20 protein-coding genes are annotated in these 23,719 nt (G+C 72.5%); 5 read left to right on the plus strand and 15 right to left on the minus strand.

The window, feature by feature from the left end; all coding sequences use genetic code 11:
* Positions 1-5: 5 nt before the first annotated feature.
* A complete protein-coding gene (locus AB0H75_RS26445; protein ID WP_367800481.1) occupies positions 6-548 on the minus strand; it encodes a hypothetical protein in 543 nt (180 codons plus the stop codon).
* A gap of 255 nt (positions 549-803) precedes the next feature.
* On the opposite strand from AB0H75_RS26445, the gene AB0H75_RS26450 reads away from it, so the two are divergent.
* Both AB0H75_RS26450 and AB0H75_RS26455 read left to right on the plus strand, forming a co-directional pair.
* A complete protein-coding gene (locus tag AB0H75_RS26450) occupies positions 804-1,358 on the plus strand; it encodes a hypothetical protein (RefSeq protein ID WP_367800483.1) in 555 nt (184 codons plus the stop codon).
* Between the two features lie 172 nt (positions 1,359-1,530).
* Positions 1,531-1,917, plus strand: a complete 387-nt coding sequence (locus AB0H75_RS26455; RefSeq protein WP_367800485.1) for a hypothetical protein — start codon at positions 1,531-1,533, stop codon at positions 1,915-1,917.
* Positions 1,918-1,990: 73 nt separating this feature from the next.
* Here AB0H75_RS26455 and AB0H75_RS26460 read toward each other — a convergent pair whose 3' ends face one another.
* From AB0H75_RS26460 to AB0H75_RS26475, 4 genes are all read right to left on the minus strand, one after another.
* Positions 1,991-2,779 (minus strand): hypothetical protein, encoded by a 789-nt coding sequence (locus tag AB0H75_RS26460; RefSeq protein ID WP_367800487.1) that lies wholly within the window; start codon positions 2,777-2,779, stop codon positions 1,991-1,993.
* 185 nt (positions 2,780-2,964) lie between these two features.
* On the minus strand, positions 2,965-4,173 hold the full coding sequence (locus AB0H75_RS26465) for a cytochrome P450 (protein ID WP_367800489.1): 1,209 nt from the start codon (positions 4,171-4,173) through the stop codon (positions 2,965-2,967).
* 12 nt (positions 4,174-4,185) lie between these two features.
* Positions 4,186-4,950 (minus strand): ABC transporter permease, encoded by a 765-nt coding sequence (locus tag AB0H75_RS26470; RefSeq protein ID WP_367800491.1) that lies wholly within the window; start codon positions 4,948-4,950, stop codon positions 4,186-4,188.
* A gap of 11 nt (positions 4,951-4,961) precedes the next feature.
* Complete coding sequence (locus AB0H75_RS26475) at positions 4,962-5,726, minus strand: ABC transporter ATP-binding protein (RefSeq protein WP_367800493.1); 765 nt, start codon at positions 5,724-5,726, stop codon at positions 4,962-4,964.
* Between the two features lie 344 nt (positions 5,727-6,070).
* Between AB0H75_RS26475 and AB0H75_RS26480 the strand changes: the two genes are divergently transcribed.
* The 3 genes from AB0H75_RS26480 to AB0H75_RS26490 are packed head-to-tail and all read left to right on the plus strand — an operon-like array spanning position 6,071 to position 10,145.
* Positions 6,071-7,438 (plus strand): cytosine permease, encoded by a 1,368-nt coding sequence (locus AB0H75_RS26480; RefSeq protein ID WP_367800495.1) that lies wholly within the window; start codon positions 6,071-6,073, stop codon positions 7,436-7,438.
* Between the two features lie 29 nt (positions 7,439-7,467).
* A complete protein-coding gene (locus AB0H75_RS26485; RefSeq protein ID WP_367800497.1) occupies positions 7,468-9,060 on the plus strand; it encodes a hydantoinase/oxoprolinase N-terminal domain-containing protein in 1,593 nt (530 codons plus the stop codon).
* Positions 9,045-10,145: a DUF917 domain-containing protein gene (locus AB0H75_RS26490; RefSeq protein ID WP_367800499.1), complete on the plus strand. Its 1,101-nt coding sequence runs from the start codon at positions 9,045-9,047 to the stop codon at positions 10,143-10,145. Before AB0H75_RS26485 ends, AB0H75_RS26490 begins: the two co-directional genes overlap by 16 nt.
* Before the next feature lie 45 nt (positions 10,146-10,190).
* Here the strand turns inward: AB0H75_RS26490 and AB0H75_RS26495 are convergent, their stop codons facing one another.
* The 10 genes from AB0H75_RS26495 to AB0H75_RS26540 form a co-directional block, all read right to left on the minus strand.
* A complete protein-coding gene (locus AB0H75_RS26495; protein ID WP_367800501.1) occupies positions 10,191-10,658 on the minus strand; it encodes a hemerythrin domain-containing protein in 468 nt (155 codons plus the stop codon).
* On the minus strand, positions 10,648-12,105 hold the full coding sequence (locus AB0H75_RS26500) for an MFS transporter (RefSeq protein WP_367800503.1): 1,458 nt from the start codon (positions 12,103-12,105) through the stop codon (positions 10,648-10,650). The genes AB0H75_RS26495 and AB0H75_RS26500 overlap by 11 nt, the downstream gene beginning before the upstream one ends.
* A 7-nt stretch (positions 12,106-12,112) precedes the next feature.
* Positions 12,113-12,691, minus strand: coding sequence for a PadR family transcriptional regulator (locus AB0H75_RS26505; protein ID WP_367800505.1), 579 nt, complete (start codon positions 12,689-12,691; stop codon positions 12,113-12,115).
* Between the two features lie 110 nt (positions 12,692-12,801).
* Positions 12,802-13,365: a DJ-1/PfpI family protein gene (locus AB0H75_RS26510; RefSeq protein ID WP_367800507.1), complete on the minus strand. Its 564-nt coding sequence runs from the start codon at positions 13,363-13,365 to the stop codon at positions 12,802-12,804.
* Positions 13,366-13,437: 72 nt separating this feature from the next.
* Positions 13,438-14,049 (minus strand): hypothetical protein, encoded by a 612-nt coding sequence (locus AB0H75_RS26515; RefSeq protein ID WP_367800509.1) that lies wholly within the window; start codon positions 14,047-14,049, stop codon positions 13,438-13,440.
* Positions 14,046-15,125, minus strand: a complete 1,080-nt coding sequence (locus AB0H75_RS26520) for a hypothetical protein (protein ID WP_367800511.1) — start codon at positions 15,123-15,125, stop codon at positions 14,046-14,048. The genes AB0H75_RS26515 and AB0H75_RS26520 overlap by 4 nt, the downstream gene beginning before the upstream one ends.
* A 97-nt stretch (positions 15,126-15,222) precedes the next feature.
* Positions 15,223-15,861, minus strand: coding sequence for a hypothetical protein (locus AB0H75_RS26525; protein WP_367800513.1), 639 nt, complete (start codon positions 15,859-15,861; stop codon positions 15,223-15,225).
* 36 nt (positions 15,862-15,897) lie between these two features.
* A complete protein-coding gene (locus AB0H75_RS26530; protein ID WP_367800515.1) occupies positions 15,898-20,883 on the minus strand; it encodes a ThuA domain-containing protein in 4,986 nt (1,661 codons plus the stop codon).
* Between the two features lie 319 nt (positions 20,884-21,202).
* Positions 21,203-22,225: an ABC transporter permease gene (locus tag AB0H75_RS26535; protein ID WP_367800516.1), complete on the minus strand. Its 1,023-nt coding sequence runs from the start codon at positions 22,223-22,225 to the stop codon at positions 21,203-21,205.
* Positions 22,218-23,717 (minus strand): sugar ABC transporter ATP-binding protein, encoded by a 1,500-nt coding sequence (locus AB0H75_RS26540; protein WP_367800518.1) that lies wholly within the window; start codon positions 23,715-23,717, stop codon positions 22,218-22,220. Before AB0H75_RS26540 ends, AB0H75_RS26535 begins: the two co-directional genes overlap by 8 nt.
* Positions 23,718-23,719: the final 2 nt, after the last annotated feature.

Here is a 23,719-nt window from a genome sequence, read left to right on the forward strand (position 1 = left end):
GCGGCTCAGGCGATGGTGAGCGTCGTCACCCCGATCGCCCTGGTGAACCCCGTGGTGAGGCACTGCAGCGCCCCCGGCTGGACGAGCGTGATGGTCTGCACGGCGGAGCGGCCCTGGAAACGGCCCTGGACGACGGTGCCGGTGAACGTGGTGACGACCTGGCCCGCCACGGCGGTGCTGCTGCCGTTGCCCTCGATGACGCTGCTGTCGCCGGTGTTCCACGCGACGGTCCGCCGGCCCTGGAAGTCGTCGAAGAGGTCGTTGCAGCCGGCCAGGATCGTGAACTGCTCCCCGTACGTCCCGCTCGTCACCTGGCCCGCGCCGTCTACGCAGGAGGTGAACCGGCCGCGCACCGTGACCTCGATGTCCTGCGGCGTGAAGGTGACCCCCGGGTCGTACGTGACGGTCTCGGTCCCCTGGCACTGGACGAGCGTGGCCGCACGGGCGGTGGGACCCGTGGCCACGACGAGCACACCGAGGAGGGCCACGGTCGCGAGGGCGGTGAGGGCGCGCAGTCCCCTGCTCTGCCGGGAGGAACGAGAGGTCACCGGGATGCTCCTTGTCGGGCGACGTCCGTCGAACGGGACCACTGGAGTTACGTAGACATGACAGCTTCATCACCGGTTCCGCGATATGCCCTTAAGGGTGGCAGATTCGTACCTTGTCGCCACGCTGTGTGATCTCCGCGCCGGCGCCCGGCCCTGACCGGCTCCAACGCGAAAGGCGGTCACGTACAACGATCCAGGCAAGCGAGCGCGGCCCGGTGCGAGCCGACAGGAGAATCCCTCAAGGAGGTGTACGCCATGACTCCGCCCGCACTCTCGCCATCGACCGCCCGGACATGGGGTCCACCGATCGTCGCCGCTCTGGTCGCCGGCCTGCTGGGCCTCGGCAGCGGATATTTCGGCAAGGCGGTCATCTCCCCTCCCGAGCCCATCCCTCTGGCTGACCGCATGGACAACATCAGCGTCGATCACCTCGCGAGCGCCACCGTGCCGCACTGCGCCCAGCTGGCCGGCTCCGCCAAGCAGATCGACGGTTACGTGCCCTGGCTCGCGCTGCGCAGCGTCGACACCGGCGAGTTCTACTTCGCCAAGCCGGTGCGCGACGCCGCCGACCCGCGCACCTGGCGGCTCTCGGTCACGCTGGGCACGGCGGAACCGAAGGCCCCGGACAGGTTCGACCTGTACGCCTTCTACCTCTCCGAGCCGGAGTCGCGGTTCATCGACGGCCTGGCGGGCTTCGGGAACGACGGCAGGCCCGGCTACTTCTCCGCCAGGACGCTGCCCTTCGGGCTTCCCGACAAGCCGGCGACCTCGATCACCCGGGGCGTGGACCGGGGGCCGGCCTGCCGCTGACCGGCGAGCGCGGGCGCCGCGGGACCCGCGCCGCGCCCTGGTGCCTCATCCGTGGATCCGCGCATCATCCGTGACGGCGGCGGGAGCGAAGCGGAGAGTGAGGGGGAGTCCGTCACGCCGGGCTTCCGCGAGACGCGACGTCCCATCCCGTCGTCACTCAAAGGAGACAGGAATGCGCAAGTCGTACAGAATGGCCTTACCTGCCGTGCTCGCGGCAGGCTTGCTCGCCGCCCCGGGCACGCTCTCGTCCTCCGCCTGGGCGGCACCGGCCGCCACGGCGGCGTCGGCGTCGAGCCTGGCCCTGACCCTGACCGGCGGCGACTGCGAGCCGCTCGCGCGGCGGTTCCTCTGCTCGGTCTCCTTCAGCGGCGGCGTCGCGCCGGTCGCCGTCCGCTGGTTCGTCAACGGCTCCCCCGTGCCCTCGTACGACAACCGGACCTTCGTGGGGATCGGCTGCCAGCCCTCCTTCAGGTACGACATCCGCGCCGTGGTCAGCGACGCCACCGGGGCGTCCGTCGAGTTCAGCACGTCGCCCATCTGCCGCTCCGGCAACCCGTGACCGGCGAGCACGCGTGAGACGGCGGGAGTCAGGGGCTCGCGGCCCTGACTCCCGCCCCCTGACTCCCGTACGGTCAGCAGCCCACCCGCCGGCTGCTCAACGCGATGTCGTCCATCCACACGTCGTAGCCGGCCGGGGTCGGATTCGCCTGGTAGAGCTGCCAGCCCAGCTTGATCGTGTCGAAGCGCGGAAAGACGAAGTCCACCGGGTCGCCGCCGTGCTCGCGGGTGGACACGGTGAGCTCCGGCTTGGCCACCCCGTCGAACCACAACGAGATCCGGTTGTCGGTGGCGTCCATGTGCCACTCCACGCAGGTCCACCTCCCGGTGACGGAGGGGGCGCTGGTCCGCCAGTTCGTCCAGTCGCCGGTGGGGCCGCCGTCCGCGCCGACACCCCAGTACGCGGCTCCGCCGTGGGGCGGCGGGGCGTACTGGCCGCCGAGCGGGCGGACGACCTCGGGTCCGTCGCCGGTCGCCTCGACCAGCGTGTAGTGCGCCCAGTCCGGCGCGGTCGGGAACGCGCCGGCCCGCAGCCGCACGCGGCCGTAGAAACTGTTGCCCGGCGCGGCGAAGTCGTCCACCTTCAGGAACGCGCGGCCGTTGCCCTCGGTGTGCACGCGCAGCACCTTCTGCCCCGGCCGCCCGCCGCGCTCGACGGTGAGCGTGCCGTGCTTGGTGTCGATCCCCCAGCGCAGGCTGCTCGCGCCGCCGACGGGCATGGCCTGGAAGTCCTCGCAGAACAGCAGGCCGGCCTGCGCGCACGTCCGCGCGTCCGGCCGGGCCGGCGCGGAGCGGGCCGCTGGGACGGCCGTCAGCGGCACCACCAGAAAGGACGCGACGACACCGGCCAACCATGCACGCACGACGACTCCTTTTGCCGCGGATGTGGGTGAGCGGGAGTAAGGTACGCCATTCGCCGCGCCGGGGGACACGCGCGACGACCGCCGCCGGTAACGGCGCTGGTGGAGGAGACGTGACCGGGGAAACTTTCACCGAGGCGAGGCGGGACGGGGCGGGGCGAAGGGCGGCGGGCCGGGACCCCGCCCCGTCAGGCGTCCCAGGCGACCGGGAGGCTCTTGACCCCGTGGATGTCGGCGGTCTCCGGCCGCAGGGCCACCTCGTCGTCCGGCACGGCCAGGCGCAGCGTGGGGAAGCGGTCGAACAGCGCGGGGAGGGCGACCCGCAGCTCGACGCGGGCGAGCTGCTGGCCCAGGCACTGGTGGATGCCGTGGCTGAAGGCCAGGTGGCCGCCGTCCTGCCGGCGCAGGTCGAGGGCGTGCGGGTCGGGGAAGCGCTCGGGGTCGCGGTTGGCGGTGCTGAGGGACAGGATGACCGTCGTGCCCGCCTCGACGGTGTGGCCGGCCAGCTCGACGTCCTCCAGCGCGACCCGCTGGAACTGCTTGGCGACCGACAGGTAGCGCAGCAGCTCCTCCACCGCCTGGTCGGCGAGCGACGGGTCGCCGCGCAGCGCGGCGAGCTGGTCGGGGTTGCGCAGCAGCGCGTAGGTGCCCAGCGCCAGCATGTTGGCGGTGGTGTCGAAGCCGGCCGACAGCAGGATCAGGGCCATGCCCTGCAGTTCCTCGTCGGTCAGGTCGCTGTCGAGCAGGTCGCTGAGCACGTCGTCGGTGGGGTCGGCGCGCTTGGCGGCGACCAGCTCGGCGAGGTACTGCTGGGTCTCGACGTAGGCGGCGCCCACTTCCTCGTCGCTGGCCTCGCCGCCGAGGAAGAGGTCGATGTTGTGCTGGAAGCGGTCGCGGTCCTCGTACGGCACCCCGAGCAGCTCGCAGATCACGACGGCCGGGATGGGCTTGGCGAAGGCGGTCACCAGGTCGGCCGGGGAACCGGCCCGCTCCATCGCGTCCAGGTGCTCGGCGGTGACCTGCTCGACCCGCTCGGTGAGCAGCCGCATCCGGCGCACGGTGAACTTGCCGACCAGCGGCTTGCGGTAGCGGCCGTGCTGGGGCTCGTCCATGAGCAGGAACTCGCCGGGCGGCGCCGGCGGGACCTCGATGTCGCCGTAGTCGATGAGCGGGTGGTGCTTCATGAGCTCCCTGCGGGAGCTGAAGCGCGGGTCGGCCAGGATCGAGCGGGCCAGGTCGTAGCCGGTGACCACCCAGCCCTGGTGGCCGTCGGGGAAGGTGAAGCGGCTGATCGGGCCGTGCTCGCGGGCCTCGACCAGCTCCTTCGGCGGGTCGAAGGGGCAGCCCGGCCGGCGCTCGGCCGGCATCGTCGCGAGGGTGTGGAGGGAGTCGGTCATGATGGTTTCCTTCTAGGAGATCTTGCGGCGGTAGGTGGTCATGGCGAAGGCGTAGGCGACGGCGAGGATGCCGGCGCACCAGGCCAGGGCGATCCAGATGTCGTCGCCCACCGGCCGGCCGGCGAACAGGGCGCGGATGGCGTTGACGATGGAGGTCACCGGCTGGTTCTCGGCGAAGACGCGCAGGATGGTGGGCATGGTGTCGGTGGGCACGAACGCCGAGCTGAGGAAGGGCAGGAAGATGAGCGGGTAGGAGAACGCGCTCGCGCCCTCCATGGTCTTGGCCGACAGGCCGGGGATGACGGCGATCCAGGTCAGCGCCAGGGTGAACAACACCAGGATGCCCGCCACCGCCAGCCAGGCCGGCACTCCGGCGCTGGAGCGGAAGCCCATGAGCAGGGCCACCAGCGTCACGACCACGAGCGAGACCAGGTTGGCGACCAGCGAGGTCAGCACGTGCGCCCACAACACCGACGAGCGGGCGGTCGGCATCGACTGGAAGCGCTCGAAGATGCCGCCCTTCATGTCCATGAACAGCCGGTAGGCGGTGTAGGCGATGCCGGAGGCGACCGTGATGAGCAGGATGCCGGGCAGCATGTAGTTCACGTACGACGTGCCGGACCCGGTCCTGATCGCGCCGCCGAAGACGTAGACGAACATGAGCATCATGGCGATCGGCATGATCGCGGTGGTGATGATGGTGTCGGGGCTGCGGGTGATGTGGCGCAGGGACCGTCCCAGCAGGACGGTGGTGTCACCGAGGAAGTGCTTGTTCATGGCGGGGTTCCTTAAGCTTTCGCGGCGACGAGGGAGAGGAAGACGTCCTCGAGGGTCGGCTGCTTCTCGACGTACTCGACCTTGGCGGGCGGCAGGAGCTGCTTGAGCTCGGCCAGGGTGCCGTTGACCAGGATCCGGCCCTCGTGCAGGATCGCGATCCGGTCGGCGAGCTGCTCGGCCTCGTCCAGGTACTGGGTGGTGAGCAGCACCGTGGTGCCGCCCGCGGCCAGCTCCTTGACGGCCTGCCACACCTCGATGCGGGCCTGCGGGTCGAGCCCGGTCGTCGGCTCGTCGAGGAAGATGACCGGCGGGTCGCCGATCAGGCTCATCGCGATGTCGAGGCGGCGGCGCATGCCACCGGAGTAGGTGGCCACCTTCCGCCCGCCCGCCTCCGTCAGCGAGAACCGGCGCAGCAGGTCGTCGGCGACCCCGCCCGGATCCTTGAGGTGGCGCAGGCGGGCGACCAGCACCAGGTTCTCCCGGCCGCTGAGGATCTCGTCCACGGCGGCGAACTGGCCGGTCAGGCTGATCGACTCGCGCACGTCGGCGGCCTGCGTGGCGACGTCGAAGCCGTTGACGCGGGCGGTGCCCGCGTCGGGCTTGAGCAGCGTGGACAGGATCTTCACGGCGGTGGTCTTGCCGGCCCCGTTGGAGCCGAGCAGGGCGAAGATGCTGCCGCGCGCCACCTCGAAGCTCACGCCGCGCAGCACGTGCAGGTCTTTGTAGGACTTCTCCAGGCCGTGCACCTGGATGGCGGGGGATTGCTGGGTCGTCATCACTTCGTCCTGTCTTGTCGCGCGGCACGCTCGACGGCGCCGGCTACTCGGTGCCGCTGACTACCGGTATAAAGTAACACTGACTACTGGTACTGAGCAACACCGAATAGCTGACGGGGGGAGGCCGCCGGTCGCGAGCGACCAGGAGAAGGCGACCGCCGATCCGTTCATGACCTCGACCCTCGCCGGAAGCGCTGACACGGGGCCGTCACCGCGCTGACACGGCTCGCGTGCCCGGCACGCGACAGGCGGTGGTTCGTGGGGCCGGGCCTCTTCTCAGGCGCGCCTGCTTTATTTACCGTCACGGGTGTCCCCGGATGGATCACGGCTGAGAAGGACCCGCGATGGCGCAACCCTCCGTCCCCGCCGACTTACCCACCGACACCGGCACCGACGCCGACAACAGCACCGGCACCGGCACGGGCCTGGCCCGCGACGACTACGCCCTCGAACGCGTCCCCGCCTCCGCCCGCTACGGCTGGGCCACCATCGCCGTCCAGCGCTTCGGCCTGCTGTCGGCACTGTCGCAGTTCCTGCTCGGCGCCACCCTCGGCATGGGCATGACCTTCTGGCGGGCCGTCCTGGCCGTCACCCTCGGCGCCGTCATCCTTGAGGCCGTCGCCATCGCGCTGGGCATCGCCGGCATGCGCGAGGGCCTGTCCACCAGCCTGCTGGCCCGCTGGGCCGGGTTCGGCCGCCACGGCTCCGGCCTGGTCGGCCTGGTGATCGCGGTCAGCCTGCTCGGCTGGTTCGGCGTGCAGACCGCCGTGCTCGCCCGGGGCGTCTCCTCCCTGCTCGGCGGCTTGCCCGCGTGGATCTGGGCGATCGCCGGCGGCCTGGCGATCACCGCGATCGTGGTGCACGGCTTCGCCGGCATGGCCTGGACGGCGTGGATCACCGTCCCGGCCTTCCTGGCGCTGGCCGGCTGGGCCATCGGCGTGGAGCTGACGCAACGGCCGCTCGGCGAGCTGATCGCCTCCGCGCCCGCGGGGCCCGCGATGGACCTGGCCCAGGGCGCGACCCTGGTCGCCGGCGGGTTCATCGTCGGTGCCGTCATCTCGCCCGACATGTGCCGCTTCAACCGCAACGCCGCCGACGTGGTCAAGCAGACGGTGCTGGGCATCTCGCTCGGCGAGTACGTGCTCGCCCTGGTCGGCGTCCTGCTCGCGCACGCGTTGCGTACCGGTGACGTGGTCACCATCGTCACCACCACCTCCGGCACCCTCGGCGTGCTCGTGCTGGTCACCGCCACCGCCAAGGTCAACGACTGGAACCTGTACGCCGCCAGCCTGGGGGTCACCAACACCCTGCACACCGCGTTCGGGGCGCGCTCCGGCCGCGCCGCCGTCACCGTGGCGCTCGGCGTGGCCGGCACCGCGCTGGCCGCGCTCGGCATGGCCGACCACCTGGTGGGCTTCCTCGTGCTGCTGGGGGTCGCCATCCCGCCCATCGCCGGGATCATGGTCGCCGAGTACTACGTGGTGCGCACCTGGCGGGCCGAGCTGGACGGCTCGCGCGAGCGCGGCGAGCTGCCCGCCCGCGCGCCGCTCTGGGTCCCGGCCGCGCTGGTCGTCTGGGTGGCCGCCGCGCTGATCGGCCACTTCGTCACCGCCGGAGTCCCGGCGCTCAACGCCCTGCTGGCGGCCTTCGTCCTGTACGCGGCCGCGGGCAGGCTCGGCCTGACCGGCACCGCCCGGCCCCCGGCCTCATGACCCGGACCCCAGGCAAGGAGCACCCCACCGTGCGCATCGGGATCGACGTGGGCGGCACCCACACCGACGCGGTCCTGCTCGGCCACGACATGAACGTCGTGGCCGGCGTCAAGACCGCCACGACGGCCGACGTCACCGGAGGCGTCGTCACCGCGCTGACGACGCTGCTGGAGGGCAGCCGGCTCGACCGCGGGCGGATCTCCGCGGTCATGATCGGCACCACTCATTTCACCAACGCCCTCGTCACCCGCCGCGGACTGGCCCGCACCGGCGTGGTACGGCTCGCGCTGCCCTCCACCGCGGCGCTGCCACCCACCTCCGCCTGGCCGGCCGAGCTGATCGACGCCGTCCGCCCGGTCGTGCACCTGTGCCACGGCGGCCACGAGTTCGACGGCCGGCCCATCTCCCCGCTCGACGCCGACGAGCTCAAGCGCGTCGCCGCCGACCTGGCCGCCCACGACATCACCACCGTGGCCATCAGCTCCGTCTTCTCCCCGGTCACCGCCGAGGCCGAGCTGGCCGCCGCCGGCATCCTGCGCGCCGAGCTGCCCCACCTGCGCGTCAGCCTCTCCCACCAGATCGGCCGCATCCGCATGCTGGAGCGGGAGAACGCCACCATCGTCAACGCCTGCCTGCTGGACCTGGCCGACGAGATCGTGGACGCGTTCACCGCCGCGCTGGCCGCCGTCGGGGTACGCGCCCCGCTGTTCCTGTCGCAGAACGACGGCACCCTCATGGACGCCGAGTACACCCGCGGCTACCCGGTGCGGACGTTCGCCAGCGGCCCCACCAACAGCATGCGCGGCGCCGCGTTCCTGGCCGGGCTGGCCGACGCCGTGGTGGCCGACATCGGCGGCACCACCACCGACGTCGGCGTGCTGAGCGGCGGCTACCCCCGCCAGGCCGGCACCGACGTGGACCTCGCCGGGGTGCGCACCAACTTCCGCATGCCGGACGTGGTCTCCGTCGGCCTGGGCGGCGGCAGCCGCGTCACCGGCGGGCCCGAGGTACGGGTCGGCCCCGACTCGGTCGGCTACCGGCTGACCGAGGAGGCGCTCGTCTTCGGCGGCGGCACCCTGACCGCCACCGACCTGGCCGTCGCCGCCGGGCTGGCCGACGTCGGCGACCGCTCGCTGGTCCGCCACCTCGACCGTGACCTCGTCCGCCGCGGCACCGCCTGGATGGCCGGCCGGGTGGCCGGCCTGGCCGACCGGATGCGGCTGAGCGCCGAGCCGCTGCCCGTGGTCATCGTCGGCGGCGGCGCCGTCCTCATGCCCGCCGAGCTGCCCGGCGTGCCCGAGGTCCGCATCCCCGGCCACCACGGCGTCGCCAACGCCATCGGCGCCGCCATCGGGCAGATCGGCGGCGAGGTGGACCGGCTGTTCCTCATCGGCCCCCACCTCACCCGCGACGACGTGCTGGACCAGGCCCGCGCCGAGGCGATCGAGCTGGCCGTCGCCGCCGGGGCGGCGCCGGGCGGCGTCGAGGTCGTCCACGTCGACGAGATCCACGTCAACTACCTGCCGGGCAACGCCGTCCGCGTCGTCGTGCGCGCCGTCGGGGACCTGGACCTCGGCCGTGCCCGTACCCCCGAGGAGGCTCCGCAGTGGGCTACGACCTGACCCCGCAGGGGCTGCACGACCTGGCCGAGGGCGCCGCGGTGCTGGGCACCGGAGGGGGCGGCGACCCGTACATCGGCCGGCTCCTGGTGGAGCGGGAGATGGCCGCCGGCCGCCGGGTGCGCGTCATCGGCGCCGACGAGCTGCCCGACGGCGCGCTGGTGCTGCCGTCGTCGATGATGGGCGCCCCGACCGTGTTCGTGGAGAAGCTGCCGTCGGGCGGCGGCAACGTGGCCGCCTTCCGCGCGCTGGAGGAGCACCTGGGCCGCCGCGCCCACGCCGTCATGCCGACCGAGTGCGGCGGGCTCAACAGCATGATCCCGCTCATGCTCGGCGCGCAGCTCGGCCTGCCCGTGGTGGACGCCGACGGCATGGGCCGCGCCTTTCCCGAGCTGCAGATGCAGACCTTCGGCGTGCTGGGCGTGCCGGGCTCGCCGATGGCCATCGCCTCCGACCACGGCGACGTCTGTGTCATCTCCGCCGGGGACAACAGGCGCATGGAGCGGCTCGCCCGGGCGCTGACCGTCCAGATGGGCGGCGCCGCCTACATCAGCGACTACCCGATGGACACCGCCGAGGTCCGCCGCACCTCCGTCCACGGGACACTGTCGTTGTGCCGGGACATCGGCCGGACGCTGCGCGAGGCCCGCGCCGCGCACGCCGACCCCTTCGACGCGCTCACCGCCATGCTCGCCGGCACCGTCTACAGCCTGGGCGTGGTGCTGTTCCGCGGCAAGGTCGTGGACGTCGAGCGCCGCACCGTGGACGGGTTCGCCCGCGGCCGGGCCCGGATCCGGGCGGCCGACGACCCCGGCGACGTCCTGGAGATCACCTTCCAGAACGAGCATCTCGTCGCCCGCCGCGACGGCCGCGTCCTGGCCATCGTGCCCGACCTGATCTGCACCCTGGCCACGGAGACCGGCGCGCCCGTCCCCACCGAGTCACTGGCCTACGGCCAGCGGCTGACCGTGTACGCCATCTCCACGCCGCCGATCATGCGCACCCCGGAGGCGCTGGCCTGCTTCGGCCCCGCGGGCTTCGGTCTGACCGACCCCTACGTCCCGCTGGAGGACCTCCTGCGGCCATGACGCGTCCGGCCGTCCCGCTCATCGGATCGAGCGGGGCGGCCGGGCTCAGACGTCGCCGAACATCCGCCGCCTGTCGCTCTCGGGGGCGTCGAGGCCGCGCAGCGCCCGCTTCAGCGCCCCCTCCTCGAAGCCGAAGTGCGCCTTCATGGCGCCCTTGATCTCGTTGATCCGCTGGAAGAGCTCCTGCGGGGAGGAGCCGGAGGAGTCCAGGGCCCGCCGGAAGTCGTCCAGGAGCCGCGCCAGGACCTCGTGCTCGCGGGTGAGCGCGGTGATGACGGGCTTCAGCTCGGGCATCTGCTCCAGCAGGGCGGGGAAGAACGCGGCGTCCTCGCTGCGGTGGTGGCTGCCCAGCGCGGAGCAGAACGTGTAGCAGAACTGGCGCAGCTCGGGCTTGAGCGCGGCGGCGCGGTTGCCCTCGCGGAGGGCCTTGCGGACCTCCTCCAGGGCCCTCTCCAGGCGGTGGTGGACGTTCTGCAGCTCAAGGTGCCAGGCGAAGACGCGGTCACGCAGCATTGTGGGGCTCCTTCCGCGCGACGGGCTCCGGCGCGTCGTCGCTGTGCCGGGGCAGGGTGAAGACGAGTGCCAGGGCGACGAGCACGAACACGACGCTCGCCCCCGTGGCGTACGTGGCGCTCCGGGTGAAGACCACGGCCGGAGAGTCGCCGCCGGTGAAGTCCAGGGTGTCGAACAGGATCCGTCCGGTCACGGCGATGCCGATGGCGCTGCCGACCCGCTGCACGGTCCCGATGACACCGCTCGCGGCCCCGGCGTCGTCGCGCGGGACGGTCGCGACGATGAGGTCCATGTTGGGCGGGATGAACAGCCCGCTGCCGACGCCGCCCACGACCAGCGGCGCGACCAGCGTCCAGCCCCGGAGACCGCTGGGCGGGACCACGGCGAGGACGACCAGGACGGAGATCATGCTCACCGAGACGAGGACGAGGCCGATGACGAGCACGGTACGGCCGAAGCGGGCCGCGAGCCGGTCGCTCCGCGCGGCCCCGATGACGGTGCCGATCGCGAAGGTCATCAGCAGCAGGCCCGACTGGAGTGCCGTGGCGTCGAGCCCGGCCTGCCACAGCAGCGAGATGGTGAAGAAGATGCTGGTGAAGGCGGCGAAGTAGACCAGGGCCAGCACGACGCCGCCGGTGAAGGCCCGGCCGGCGAACAGGTGCGGCGGGATCAGGGGATTGCCGCCGCGCCTCTCCACGCGGCGCTCCCACCAGGCGAACAGGCTCAGCATCGGCAGGCTGAGCGCCGAGACCAGGTAGGACCACAGCGGCCAGCCCTGGTTGTGGCCCTCGACGAGCGGGACGAGCAGGACGATCAGCGCGAGGGTGAGGATGACGAAGCCGGTCCGGTCCGCCCGGTCGTCCTCATCGGTCCTGCCCCCGGAGGGGAGCAGCCAGAACGCCGCCAGGACGGCGACGGCGCCGACCGGCAGGTTGATGCCGAAGATGTAGCGCCAGCCGTTCTCCTGGCCGAACGCCTCGATGATCAGGCCGCCCGCGAGCGGGCCCACGGCGCTGGAGACGCCGATGACCGATCCCATGATCGCCAGGGCCTTGCCGCGGAGGTCGCCGGGGAACATCAGGTGGATGAAGGCGGTGATGGAGGTGGAGAAGATGCCGGCCGAGAGCCCCTGGGCGGCGCGCGCGAGGTCGAGCTGCAGGTCGTTCTGGGCGAACGCGCAGGCCGTGCTGGTGAGGGTGAACAGGATCAGGCCGACGACGAAGATCGGTTTGTGGCTGTAACGGTCGCCGAGCCGGCCCGCGGGGACCAGCGCCAGGCCGTAGGCGAGCATGTAGCCGGACAGCACCCACGACAGTGTGGACTCCGACGCCTTGAGGCTCGTGTGGATCGTCGGGACTGCCACGTTGACGATGGTGGTGTCGAGTAACGCCATGAAGGCGCCGACCAGCAGGACCGCCAGCGCCGGCCAGGCGGAACGGGTGGTCACCGGTGTTTCATGGTGCCGGGTCACGCGAGGTCCTCCGGGTCTTCTCGTCGAGGATCAGCTGGGGCGACCGCGCCGCGAGTTCCTCGTGCCAGGCGATCTCCGCCTGCAGCCGCACGACGCGGTGCCGCATGGCGAGGGACTCGGCCAGGGACAGGTAGCGGGCGACCGTGCGCATGTGCGTCTCGTAGTCGGTGAGCATCGCCTTCAGCGAGGCGAGGCGGGCCGCGATGACGGGCTCCAGGTCATCGAACCGGTCCGGGTCGAGCCGGGTGATGGCGAGGTCGAACGGGTCGGGCCTGATGACGATCTCCCGCAGGGCGCTGATCTTCAGCGATGACAGAGTGCTGGAGCCGGCATCGGTGATGCGCCAGACCTTGCGCGTCGGGTAGGAGCCCACCTTCTCGGTACGTATCTCCTCGATCAGCCCTTCGGCGGCGAGACGCTTGATGGCTCCGTAGAGACCGCCGGGGGTGATGTCGGTCCACAGGTCGAGGTGCTCCTCCTCGGCCAGGAGGCGCAGGTGGTGCCCGTGCATGGGGCCGCGTTCCGACAACGCGCTGAGGATGAAGATACGTATTGATGACACATGACTAGTCTCGCGAGAGTAGTCTCACGTGACAAGGGGCCGAGGGCCGCGGATGTCAGCACGCCCGTGAGGCCGCCGGCGGGCGACTCCACCCCTGCTGGAGACCTCCTCTACAGCGGCACGTTCGCGCCCTCCAGCACGCGCATGAAGGCGCGTGACCATTCGGGCAGGTCCGGCCAGCCTCGGCAGGAGACCATCGCGCCGTCCACCACGTCGGGGGCGTCCACGAAGGTCGCGCCCGCCAGCTCCATGTCGGCCCTCAGCGGCGGGAAGGCCGCCGTGGTGCGGCCGCGCAGCAGGCCGAGCGCCGCCGGCACCTGGGGGCCGTGGCAGATCGTGCCCACCGGCAGGTCGTGCTCGAAGAAGTGACGCACGATGCGGGCGACGTCGGGATCGGTGCGGATGTACTCCGGCGCGCGGCCGCCCGGGATCACCAGCGCCTGGTAGTCCTCGGGGCGCACGTCGGCGAAGGCGAGGTCCACCGGGAGCTGGTGGCCGGGCTTCTCGGTGTAGGCGTCCCAGCCGGGCTCGAAGTCGTGGACCACCAGCTTCACCGCACGCGTGGTGGGGGCGGCCACGACCGCCTCGTGACCCCCTTCCCGGAGCCGGAAGACGGGGTACATGGAGTCAAGCTCCTCCGCCGCGTCGCCGGTCAGGACAAGCACTCGGGCCATGGTTCGCTCCTGTTCTTCCACGGTAGATCGTAATCTGCGAGGGGCGGGAACGGCAGGTCCCGCGGGCCGGATTCAGCGCCGGGCGCCCCCGCGGTGCCGCCGGGCCAAGGCGATCCAGGCCGCGAGGGCGAGGAGCGCCGCGAGGACGATGACGCCGATCCTGAGGGGTGTTCCCGTCGGGTCCCGGTCGTCCGTCGCGGTCGCCGGTGCGGCGGCCCGGGTCCGCGCGGAAGCCGTCGTCTGGCCTGTCGTCTGGCCTGGCGCCGGGGTGGGCGCCGGGGTGGGCGCCGGCGCCGTGGGTGAGGCGGCGGCGACGACGCCCGCCCGCACCTTCACCGTCGCCCTCGCCTTGGACGGCTCGGTGGCGGTCACGGTGACCCGCCACTCGCCGTTCGGCAGCGGCTCGGCGGAGTGGTAGAGGTTCTGGCCCTCGGGCGCCGACCTGAGCGGCACCGGCCCGAAGGAACGGCCGTCGGCCGAGGTCGCCCTCAGCGTGGCCTCGACGACCTCCGTGACGGGATGGCCGTCCTTCTTGTACGTGACCAGCACGTTGACGTTGTCGGCGCCGTCCCCCGTCACCTCCAGCTCGATCGGCCCGCCGTGGGCGGCGGCCGCCGGCGCGCCGAGCACCGGCGCGAGCCCGGCCAGCAGGGCGGTGAGGAGGTAGGCCAGTGTCCTTTTCACGAGTCGTGACTCCCCCGGCTGTAGAGCATGATCAGTTTCTTGATACGCCTGCGCCGCCACGCGGCGATCGCCCGGACGGCGGGGAGGACGAGGGCGAGGAGGGCGAGGAGGCCGAGCTGCGGCCACGGCAGTGCCCAGAGCGTGGTGCCGGCCGTCACCCGCTCGGCGGTGACGCCCGGCAGCGGCCCGCCCGCGGGGGAGGGGATCGCCGTGACCGTCGCGCCGACGGGCCCCAGCGGCCAGGTGCCGGGCACCCGCGCGACGAACGTGCGGCGGCCGCCCGGCATGATCTCCCTGGCCCTGGCGGTGGAGGGGTCGCTCCGGTCGCTCTCGCCCGCGACGGTGGAGGTCCGGATCCGGTTGTCCGTGACCAGCCGGACGTTGCCGGTGTTGGCCACGGTGTAGGTCACCTCGACGGATCCCGGGGCGAAGGGGTTCCACGATCCGGCGTACGCGGCCCGCACGCCGGTCACGGCGACCCTGGCCACGTAGGCGCCGGTGACGCGGATGTTCAGGCGCACGCCCACCCGGTTCTGGACCCGTACCTGACCGGAGACCGTCTCCAGGGACGCGGTCACCGCCGCGGGGTGATCGCCCGGCGTCGCGTTCCGGGGGATCGACACCTTGACCGGCACGACGGAGGTGGCTCCGGCGGCGACGGTCACCTTGCCGGGGACCTCCAGCCACGCGCCGCCGTCGGCCGGCTCGGCGTCCGAGGGCCGCATGTCGAAGTAGCCCTTGGCGGTCAGGTAGCCGTCGCCCGCGTCGATCGCGAACTCGACCGGGCGGGGGGAGCGGTTGACGACCGCCACGTGCTCGGTCACCTGCCCGCCGCCGGCGAGTTCGAGGTCGATGGCGCGGCGGCCGTCGGGGCCGCCGGCGCCGGCCGGCACGACCGACCAGGTGGTGTCGGCGCCGGAAGGGGCGGCGAAGGCGGCCCGGGCGGCCAAGGTGGCCGCCGTGGCCAGGGCGGCCACGGCGGTGAAGACGGCCACGGCGATCAGCAGGGCCGGGCCGGAGGCGCGAAGGAAGGCGAGGCGGGCGAGGGTGCCCTGGGAACGGCTTGCGGTCGGCACGGTGCGGTTTCTCCTGTCTCGTCGTGGGCGTCCGGGGACGGGCGCGAAGGCACGTCCCCGGACGCCCGCGGCGGGCGGCGGCGTCCCGCCTCCCGGCTCAGGACTGGTCGAACAGCGAGAGCGTCAGGGTCGAGTGGTACTCCCCGGCGGCGACGTCCACGGGCGTCCGCAGGGCGAGGCCGGCGTCGACCTGCCAGGTGCCGGTCTCGTCGGCCGAGTTCGCCGTCGAGACCAGCAGCTCCTGGCCCCGCAGGCCGACGGCGGGCGCCCCGGTGCCGTCGGGGATCACGCTGGAGACGGGCTCGCCGGCCTCCACCGCCCCGGTGCCGGAGCCGCTCAGCAGGCGCGGCTTCCAGCCCAGGTACTCGGGGCCGATGGTGGCGCCGGAGCCGCCGGTCGCGGTGAACGGGCCGGCCTGGCCGACGACCGCCCAGAACTCGCCGGCGGGGACGTCCTCGGGGCGGCGGGTGTCGGTCACCGTGACCGTCGGCAGGGTGCCGACGAACTGGCGGGCGGCGGCGTCGGAGCCGTCCTCCCGCAGGGCCACTCCGCCGTTGTCCGCGACGGTCATGGAGACCTGACCGGGAGGGCCGGGCTCGATCGTCACCGACACGTCGATGCCGTCGTCGGGGTCGTCGTCCGCCGTCGCGGGGCCGGCCGCGCCGACGCCGGCGCCGGCGAGCGTGACACCGAGCACCGCCGCGGCGAGCAGCCGCCTGGTCCTGTTCATGTTCATGTGTTCGTCCGCTCCGTCGTGGGGTGGTGGGGCCGGTCAGCGGCAGCTCAGCGCCGGGTAGGCGGCGTCGTAGGACGAGGTGACCTGCTCGCCGCCGATCGTCGCGGTCCCCTTCACGGTCGCCGTGCCGGCGCCGATCTGCCCGGCCCGGCTGTTGAAGGACTGGTACGCCTGCTTGCCCGGGGCCACAGCGGCCACGGCCTTCGAGCCGTACGGGGTGGTCAGCGTCACCGCCGCCGCCACCTCGGCGGTGTTGACGGCCGTGACCGCCACGTACGCCGAGGTGCCGATGCAGCGGGACGAGGCGGTGACCGTCAGCTCGACCCGCGAGGGCGGCGAGGAGGTGGTCAGGTGGAAGTAGTCGAACGTGACCGTCCTCGCCGCCGACTGGGTGGTGCCGATGGCGAACACGCCGGCCTTCGCGCCGGTGGCCACCGCGCTGTTCCGCACGGTCGCGGGCAGCTCGGTCCAGGTGGTGCCGTCGGCGGAGTAGGAGCCGGTGAAGGTGTCGCCCTCCTTCTCCAGCCGCAGCCACCACACGCCGGTGGTGAGGTCGTTCACCTGCGGCTGCGGGCTCTGCACGGTGCCGCCGACCTCGCTGCGCAGCTCGATGCTCCGCGCCGGCGCCGAGCCCGCGGCGTTGGTGGCGAGGAAGTCGAGCTTCACGTAGTCGTCGTCACCGGCGTACACCATCAGGCCGCCCTGCTGGTAGCGCTCGTCGAGCGCCGAGGCGTCCACCTTGGTCTCCAGCGTCCAGTCGCCGGCCGGCGCCCTCTGCAGGACGAGGTTCTTCGGGCCGCTGTTGTCGGTCCCGTAGATGTCGCCGGTCGTGGTGTCGAGCGCCAGCTTCCCGTCGCCGACGCGCGCCGCCGTGGCGTCGGGGCGCACGACCGCGTTCCAGCGGCAGGGGTCGAGCGCGGTGCCGTCGAACTCGTCGTCCGGGTCCGGCGCCGTGGCCCGGTCGTCCGGCGTGAGGTGGAACCAGTCGAAGGACGCGTCCACCACCGGGTGGTTCGCCCCGGCCAGCGAGATCAGGCCGATCCTCGGGTTGCTGATCCCGGCGAGCGCCTTGGTCTGCGGCATCGCGGTGAACGTGGTGCCGTCGGGGGAGTAGTGGGCGGTGATACCGGTGCCGTCGCTGACGAAGCGCACGTACACCGTGTCGGGGTAGGAGTCCCCCAGGTTGGCCGTGTTGCTCTGCGCCACCTCGTTGGGGGCGGCGTTCTCCTCCCTGATGAACTGGAAGATGCGGCTGGCGTGGTCGGAGCCCGAGGTCGAGCGCGCCTGGAGCACCATCTTGGCGTAGTTGTCGTCGTCGCCGTAGACGATCAGGCCCGCCTGCTGGTACGCGTCGCGCGCGTCCAGGGTGAGCTTGGCGGTGGCGGTCCACGCGCCCGGCGGCGCGGGCTGCACGACGATGTTCGGCGTGTTGCCGCCCGTGCCGTAGATGTCGGTGGTCGAGGTCGGGATCACGAGCCTCCCGCCGGCGACCCTGAGGTCCTGGTTCTCCCGGACGACCGACCAGCGGTCCCGGTCGAGCCCGCTGCCGGTGAAGTCGTCGGAACGGCCGGTGAAGCACACCGCGGCCGCTGCGTCCACCTTGACCGGCACCTGGGCGGTGGCCGAGGCGCCCTTGTCGTCGGTCGCGGTCACCACGGCCGTGTAGGTGCCGGGCGCGGTGTAGGTGTAGCTCGCCTGGGCCGTGGTGGGCTCCGGCGCGCCGTTCACCCCGAAGTTCCACCTGTAGGTGATCGGGTCGCCTTCGGGGTCGGTGGCCGTCGCCCTGAAGTCGACCTTCAGCGGGGCGACGCCCGTGGCCGGGGTCGCCGTCGCGGTCACGGCCGGGTGCTCGTTGTCCGTGGCGCCCTTGCCGACGAAGTCGACCCAGTTGACGTCGAGCAGGTAGGCGTCGTCGGCCGCGCCCGCGGGCTTGCGCACCACGAAGTACAGCGGCCCGCTCCCCGCCGGCGGGCCGGTCAGGTCGAGGGTGACGTCGGTGAACGTCTGCCAGCCGCCGGTGGGCGGCACCTCGACCGAGCCGACCAGTGTGCCGGTCTCGGGGTCGCCCGCCCGGACCTGCACCGTCGCGCCGGGGCCGCCCGAGGAGGCCCGCAGCCGGATCGCGGTGACGTTCGACAGGCTCACCGGGTCGAACGACCACCAGTCGCCGTCCTGGACGAACGCGATGTGCTGGTTGCCGCCCTGGGGGTCGTCGGTGCTCTCCGCCTGGACGCCCGCGGCGTCGGTGCCCCTGCCGCCGGCCACCCGGCCGGTCCGCGCGAAGTGCTCGGCCTGCTTGCGCTTGGGCTCCAGGATGACCTGGCCCCGCCCGGTCAGCGGCCCGGCGCCGCCGGCGCCCCCGTCGGTGTAGGCGGCCTCGATGACGTAGAAGAGGTTGTCGTACTCGCCGTGGCCCGCCTGCTGGGTCTGCAGGGTGCCCTCGCAGCCCTTGAGCTGGTCGAGCGGGTGGCCGTGGCTGTCGTGGCCGAGGATCGCCTGGATCTTGACCTTGTCGCAGTCGATCGTGCCGTCCTCGGTGTCGGTGACGGTGACCTTGAACTTCACCTGGTCGCCGAACTCGAAGAAGGCGCCGTTCGGCGGGAGGTCCACCGTGACGGCGGGACGGGTGTTGCCCGCGCTGATCGGCACGCTGGCGGTGGCGGTCCTGCCGTCGGGGGTGCTGACGGTCAGGACCACGCTGTAGTCGCCCCCCTTGTCGTAGGTGAAGGTGGGACGGGGGTCGGTGGAGTCGGTGTCGCCGTCGCCGTCGAGGTCCCAGGCGTAGGTGAGCGCCTTGCCCTCCGGGTCCCGGCTGCCCTCGCTGGAGAACGCGACTGTCAGCGGCACGGGCCCGTCGGTCCTGTCGGCCGTGGCGCGGGCGATCGGCGGGCGGGTGCCCTTGGTGTACACGATGCGGTAGACGCCGGAGTCGGCGTTGTCGCCGCCGAAGCCGGAGCCCCATTCGATCATGTACAGCGCGCCGTCGGGGCCGAACTTCATGTCCATCGGCTTCTTGAACGACAGGGAGCCGAGGATGCGGTTCATCTCGACGACCTTGCCGCCGCTCTCGTCGAGCTGGAACGACCACACCTGGTCGTTGTTCCACTCGCCGAACACGGCCTTGCCGTCCCAGTACGCCGGCCACTTCACCTCCGACCGCAGGCCGGGGTCGGCGCGGTAGACCGGGCCGCCCATCGGCGCGCCGCCGCTCAGCTCCGGGAAGTGCTGCGGGTCGGCCGCGTAGTGGTACCAGATCGTGGCCGGGGTCGCCGGCGGCAGGCTGGTCAGGCCGTCGTTGTTGGGCGAGTCGTTGACCGGCGCGGCGCAGTTGAACGGCGACCCCGACTTCCTGGTGGCGAAGTCGTAGTCGACGTACGGGGTGTTGTCGCCGACGCAGTACGGCCAGCCGAAGTTGCCCGGCCTGGTGATGAGGTTCCACTCGACCGTGTTCTGCGGGCCCCGGGCGGCGCTGGCCGCGTTGGCGTCGGGGCCGTACTCGCCGAGCATGACGGCGCCCGTCTTGGGGTCGAGGCCCATGCGGAACGGGTTGCGCAGCCCCATGCCGTAGATCTCCGGCCTGGTCCTGGCCGTGCCCGGCGCGAACAGGTTGCCCGACGGGACGGTGTAGGTGCCGTCGGGCTCGGGGTGGATCCGCAGCAGCTTGCCGCTCAGGCTGTTGGTGTTGCCCGCGGTGCGCTGGGAGTCCCAGCTCGCGCGGCCGGGCTGCTCGTCGAGCGGCGCGTAGCCGTCGGAGGCGAACGGGTTGGTGTTGTCGCCCGTGCCCAGCCACAGGTCGCCGGTCCTGGGATCGATCACCATGCCGCCGCCGTGGTGGCAGCACTCGGCCCGCTGCACCGGGACGTCGAGCAGCCTCTTCTCGCTCGCCAGGTCCAGGCTGTCACCGGTCACGGTGAACCTGCTCAACCGGTCCACGGCCGTCCCGGCGGGCGAGTGGTAGAGGTACACCCAGTGGTTGGAGGCGAAGCCGGGGTCGAGCGCCAGCCCGAGCAGGCCGCTCTCGTTGGCGGTGAAGACGCTCAGCTCGGCCGCCGTCACCGTGCCGCCCGCCGGCTTGATGATCTTCACTTCGCCGAGCCGGTCGATGTAGAAGACCCGGCCGTCCCCGGCGACGTCCACCATCATCGGGTTCGAGGTGCTGTCGTCGAGGGTGACCTTCTCGAAGCTGCTGCTCTGCGAGGCCGAGCAGTCGGCCTCGACGGCGCCGGCGGCGGTCTGGATGCCGCCGAGGAGCAGCTTCAGGAAGCCCGGCTCGCTGTAGTTCTCCTTGAGGTGACCGAGCCCGGTGTACCAGGAACGGCCGCCGTCGAAGTCCTGGCACCAGGTGTTGGGGTGGTCGGCGCCCATCGTGGCGCCGGTGTAGGACTTCTCCTCCACCGACGTCAGCACGTGGACCGTGCCGCGCGGGTTCGCCTGGTAGTCGTACCACTCGTCGGTACGGGTCCAGGTCGTCGGCAGGTCCCTGGTGGACGGGTGCGCGGGGTCCTCGACCTTGACCGTGGCCTGCTGGATCGCCGGGTGCTGCTTGAAGTAGGCCCCGACCAGCTTGCCGTACCAGGGCCAGGCGTACCCGCTGTCGGCGGCGGCGTGGATGCCCACGAACCCGCCGCCCTTCTCGATGTAACGCTGGAAGGCGTCCTTCTGGTCCTGCGTGCCCAGCGGGTCACCGGTCGTGGACATGAAGATCACGGCCTGGTACCGCGCCAGGTTCTGGTCCGTGAACAGGGCGCCGTCCTCGGTCGTGTCGACCGCGAAGCCGTTCTCCTGGCCGAGCTTCTGCACGGCCGCGATGCCCTCGGGGATCGAGTCGTGCCGGAAGCCGGTCGTCCTGGAGAAGACCAGCACCCTGAAGGCGGGATCCGCCGCCGTGGTGGCGGCCCCGGCGCTCGCCGGCGTCGCGAGGAGCGTGACCAGCGTGACGAGGGGGACGACCAGGGGGACGACGAGGGAGGCGACGAGGGCCGCGTGGAGCAGCCGAGCCCACGTTCGGTGACGTGGTGACATGGAAACCCTTCCTGACCGGGGGGACGTCAGGCAAGGCGCGCGCCGCCGCGCTTGTTGCCACGGGATGTAGCAGGTGGTGCGGTGGCTGGAGGGTGCCGTCTCCAGGTGCGTCGAGGGCCGTCAGCGAGCCGCCGGCCCGGGAGGGGACCCGGGATCGCGGCAACCCGGGCGAGCGGCCCGCCCGGCGCGGCGCGGCGGGGCCCGCCGGCGGAGCCCCGCGCGGGCGGCCGGAGCCGCCGCCGGGCGGGTGTTGTCCGGTCCCACGAGCATGTCCCTCCGTTCCTCTGCCACCGGCGGGGTCGCCGGGCCGCCCTGCGGGCTACTCCTGGACCTTGCCTCCGGTCAGCCGGGACAGCACCAGGGCCACGATGATGATGGCGCCGTTGAGCGCCTGGATCCACTGGGCGGGCACGCCCGCCAGGGTGAGGACGTTCTGGATCATGTAGAGGAGGAGGATGCCGGTGAACGCGCCGAACATCGTGCCCTTGCCGCCGCTCAGGCCGACGCCGCCGATCACGGCGGCGGCGAACACGGTGAAGATGGCGCCGTCGCCCTGGGCCGCCGCCACCGAGGCGAGGTGGCCCGACATCAGCAGGCCGCCGAGCGCGGCGAGCAGGCCGGCGCCCACCAGGGCGGTCCACAACACGCGGTCGGTGCGGATCCCGGCCGCCCTGGCCGCGTCCACGTTGCCGCCGATGGCGTACAGGGCGCGGCCGTAGCTGGTGAATCCCAGGAGCACGATGCCGGCGGCGAACAGGGTCAGGCACAGCCAGATCGAGGCGGGCACGCCCAGCCACACCGCCGAGCCGAGGTAGAGCATCGACGGCGGCAGGTTGAAGAAGGTCTGGCCGCCGGAGATGCCGGTGAGCAGGCCGCGCAGCACGATCAGCATGCCGAGGGTGACGATGAAGCCGTTGAGCCCGAAGCGCACGATCAGCAGCGCGTTGACCGCGCCGGCCAGCACGCCCACGGCCAGGGTGATCGGGACCGACCAGCCGCCCGGCAGCAGCCCGAGCCCGGCGCCGGAGCCGGCGGCGACGGTCAGCCAGGCCGCCACGCCGGGCGCCAGGCCGAAGGTCGACTCCAGCGAGAGGTCCATCTTGCCGGCGATCAGCACGATGGTCTGGGCCAGGACCAGGAGCGAGATCTCCGACATGGTCTGCAGGATGTTGATCAGGTTGTCGCCCTGCAGGAAGATCGGGTTGACGATCTGGCCGACGACGGCGATCGCGACGATCGCGGGGATCAGCGCGAAGTCGCGCAGCCGGGCCAGCCGGAGCCGCGGCCGTTCCCGCTGCGGGGCGGCGCTCCCGGTGGCGGGCGCGAGGGTCTTCTCAGGCATCGAGCCGCACTCCTTCCATGGCCGCCACCACGTCGTGGTCGTGCCATCCGGCGGGCAGCTCGGCGACGACGCGGCCCTGGAACATCACCAGCAGCCGGTCGCACAGCCGCAGGTCGTCGAGCTCGTCGGAGGCGATCAGCACGCCGGTGCCCTGCGCGGCCGTCTCCTCGACCTTGCCGAGCAGGAACTCCTTGGACTTCACGTCCACCCCGGCGGTGGGGGTGATCAGCACCAGCAGCCGGGGGTCGGAGGCCAGCGCCCTGGCCATGACGACCTTCTGCTGGTTGCCGCCGGACAGGCCCATCACGGGCAGGCCGGGCCCGGGGGTCTTGATCGCCAGGTTGGCGATCAGGGTCGTGGCCAGCCGGTCGCGCCGCGCGGCGCTGATCAGGCCGGCCCCGCCGAGCCGTTCGGGGACGGTCATGGTGGCGTTGTCGGCGATCGACATCATCGGCACGAACCCCTGCTGGTGCCGGTCGCGGGGGACGAAGCCGACGCCCGCGGCGAGCGCGTCGGGCACGCTGCCGGGGCGGGGGCGGCGGCCGGCGATCTCGACCGTGCCGGAATCGGCCGCGCGCAGCCCGGCGACGGTCTCGGCCAGCTCGGTCCGGCCGCTGCCCGCCGCGCCCGCCAGGCCGACGATCTCGCCGGCCCTGACCTCGAAGCCGATCTCCCGGTAGGCGTCGCCGTACGACAGGCCGCGCACGCGGAGCACCGTGCGGGCCTGCGCGGGCACGGCCGCCCGGGAGGGCGCCTCGGCCAGGCCGGCGGCCTCTCCGGCCATCGCCGCCACCAGCTCCGCGTGCGGCAGGTCGGCCACGGTGGTGGTCAGGATGTGCCGGGCGTCGCGGAAGACCGTCACCGTGTCGCAGATCTCGTAGATCTCCTGGAGGTGGTGGCTGATGAACAGGAAGGTCACCCCCTGCTCCTGGAGGGCCCGGATGCGGGCGAACAGCCGGGCGATGGCGGCGGCGTCGAGCTGGGCGGTCGGCTCGTCGAGGATGATGAACCGGGAGCCGAAGGACAGGGCGCGGGCGATCTCCACGAACTGCCGCTGCTCGACGTCCAGCTCGCCGGCCGGGAGGCGCACGTCCACGTCCACCGACCAGGTGGCGAGCAGCGCGGCGGCCTTGCGCCGCAGGGCGCCCCAGCGGACCAGCCCGAGCCGGTTCCGCTCGTGGCGGTTGAGGTAGAGGTTCTCCGCCACGGTCAGCTCGGGGATGATCGTGGACTTCTGGTAGACGCAGGCGACCCGCCGCCGCCAGGCGTCGCGGTCGGCCAGGCGCGGGGCGGGCTCGCCGGAGAAGCGCACCTCGCCCTCGTCGGGGGGCTGGAGCCCGGTCAGGATGGTGACCAGGGTCGACTTCCCCGCGCCGTTGCGGCCGACCAGGGCGTGGGTCCGGCCGGGCATGATCCGGATCCCGGCGCGGTCCAGGGCGACGGTCTCGCCGTATCTCTTGGTGACGCCCACCGCCTCCACGAGGGGCGTCACCG

The sequence above is a fragment of the Nonomuraea sp. NPDC050783 genome, assembly GCF_040802095.1.
Taxonomy (GTDB): domain Bacteria; phylum Actinomycetota; class Actinomycetes; order Streptosporangiales; family Streptosporangiaceae; genus Nonomuraea.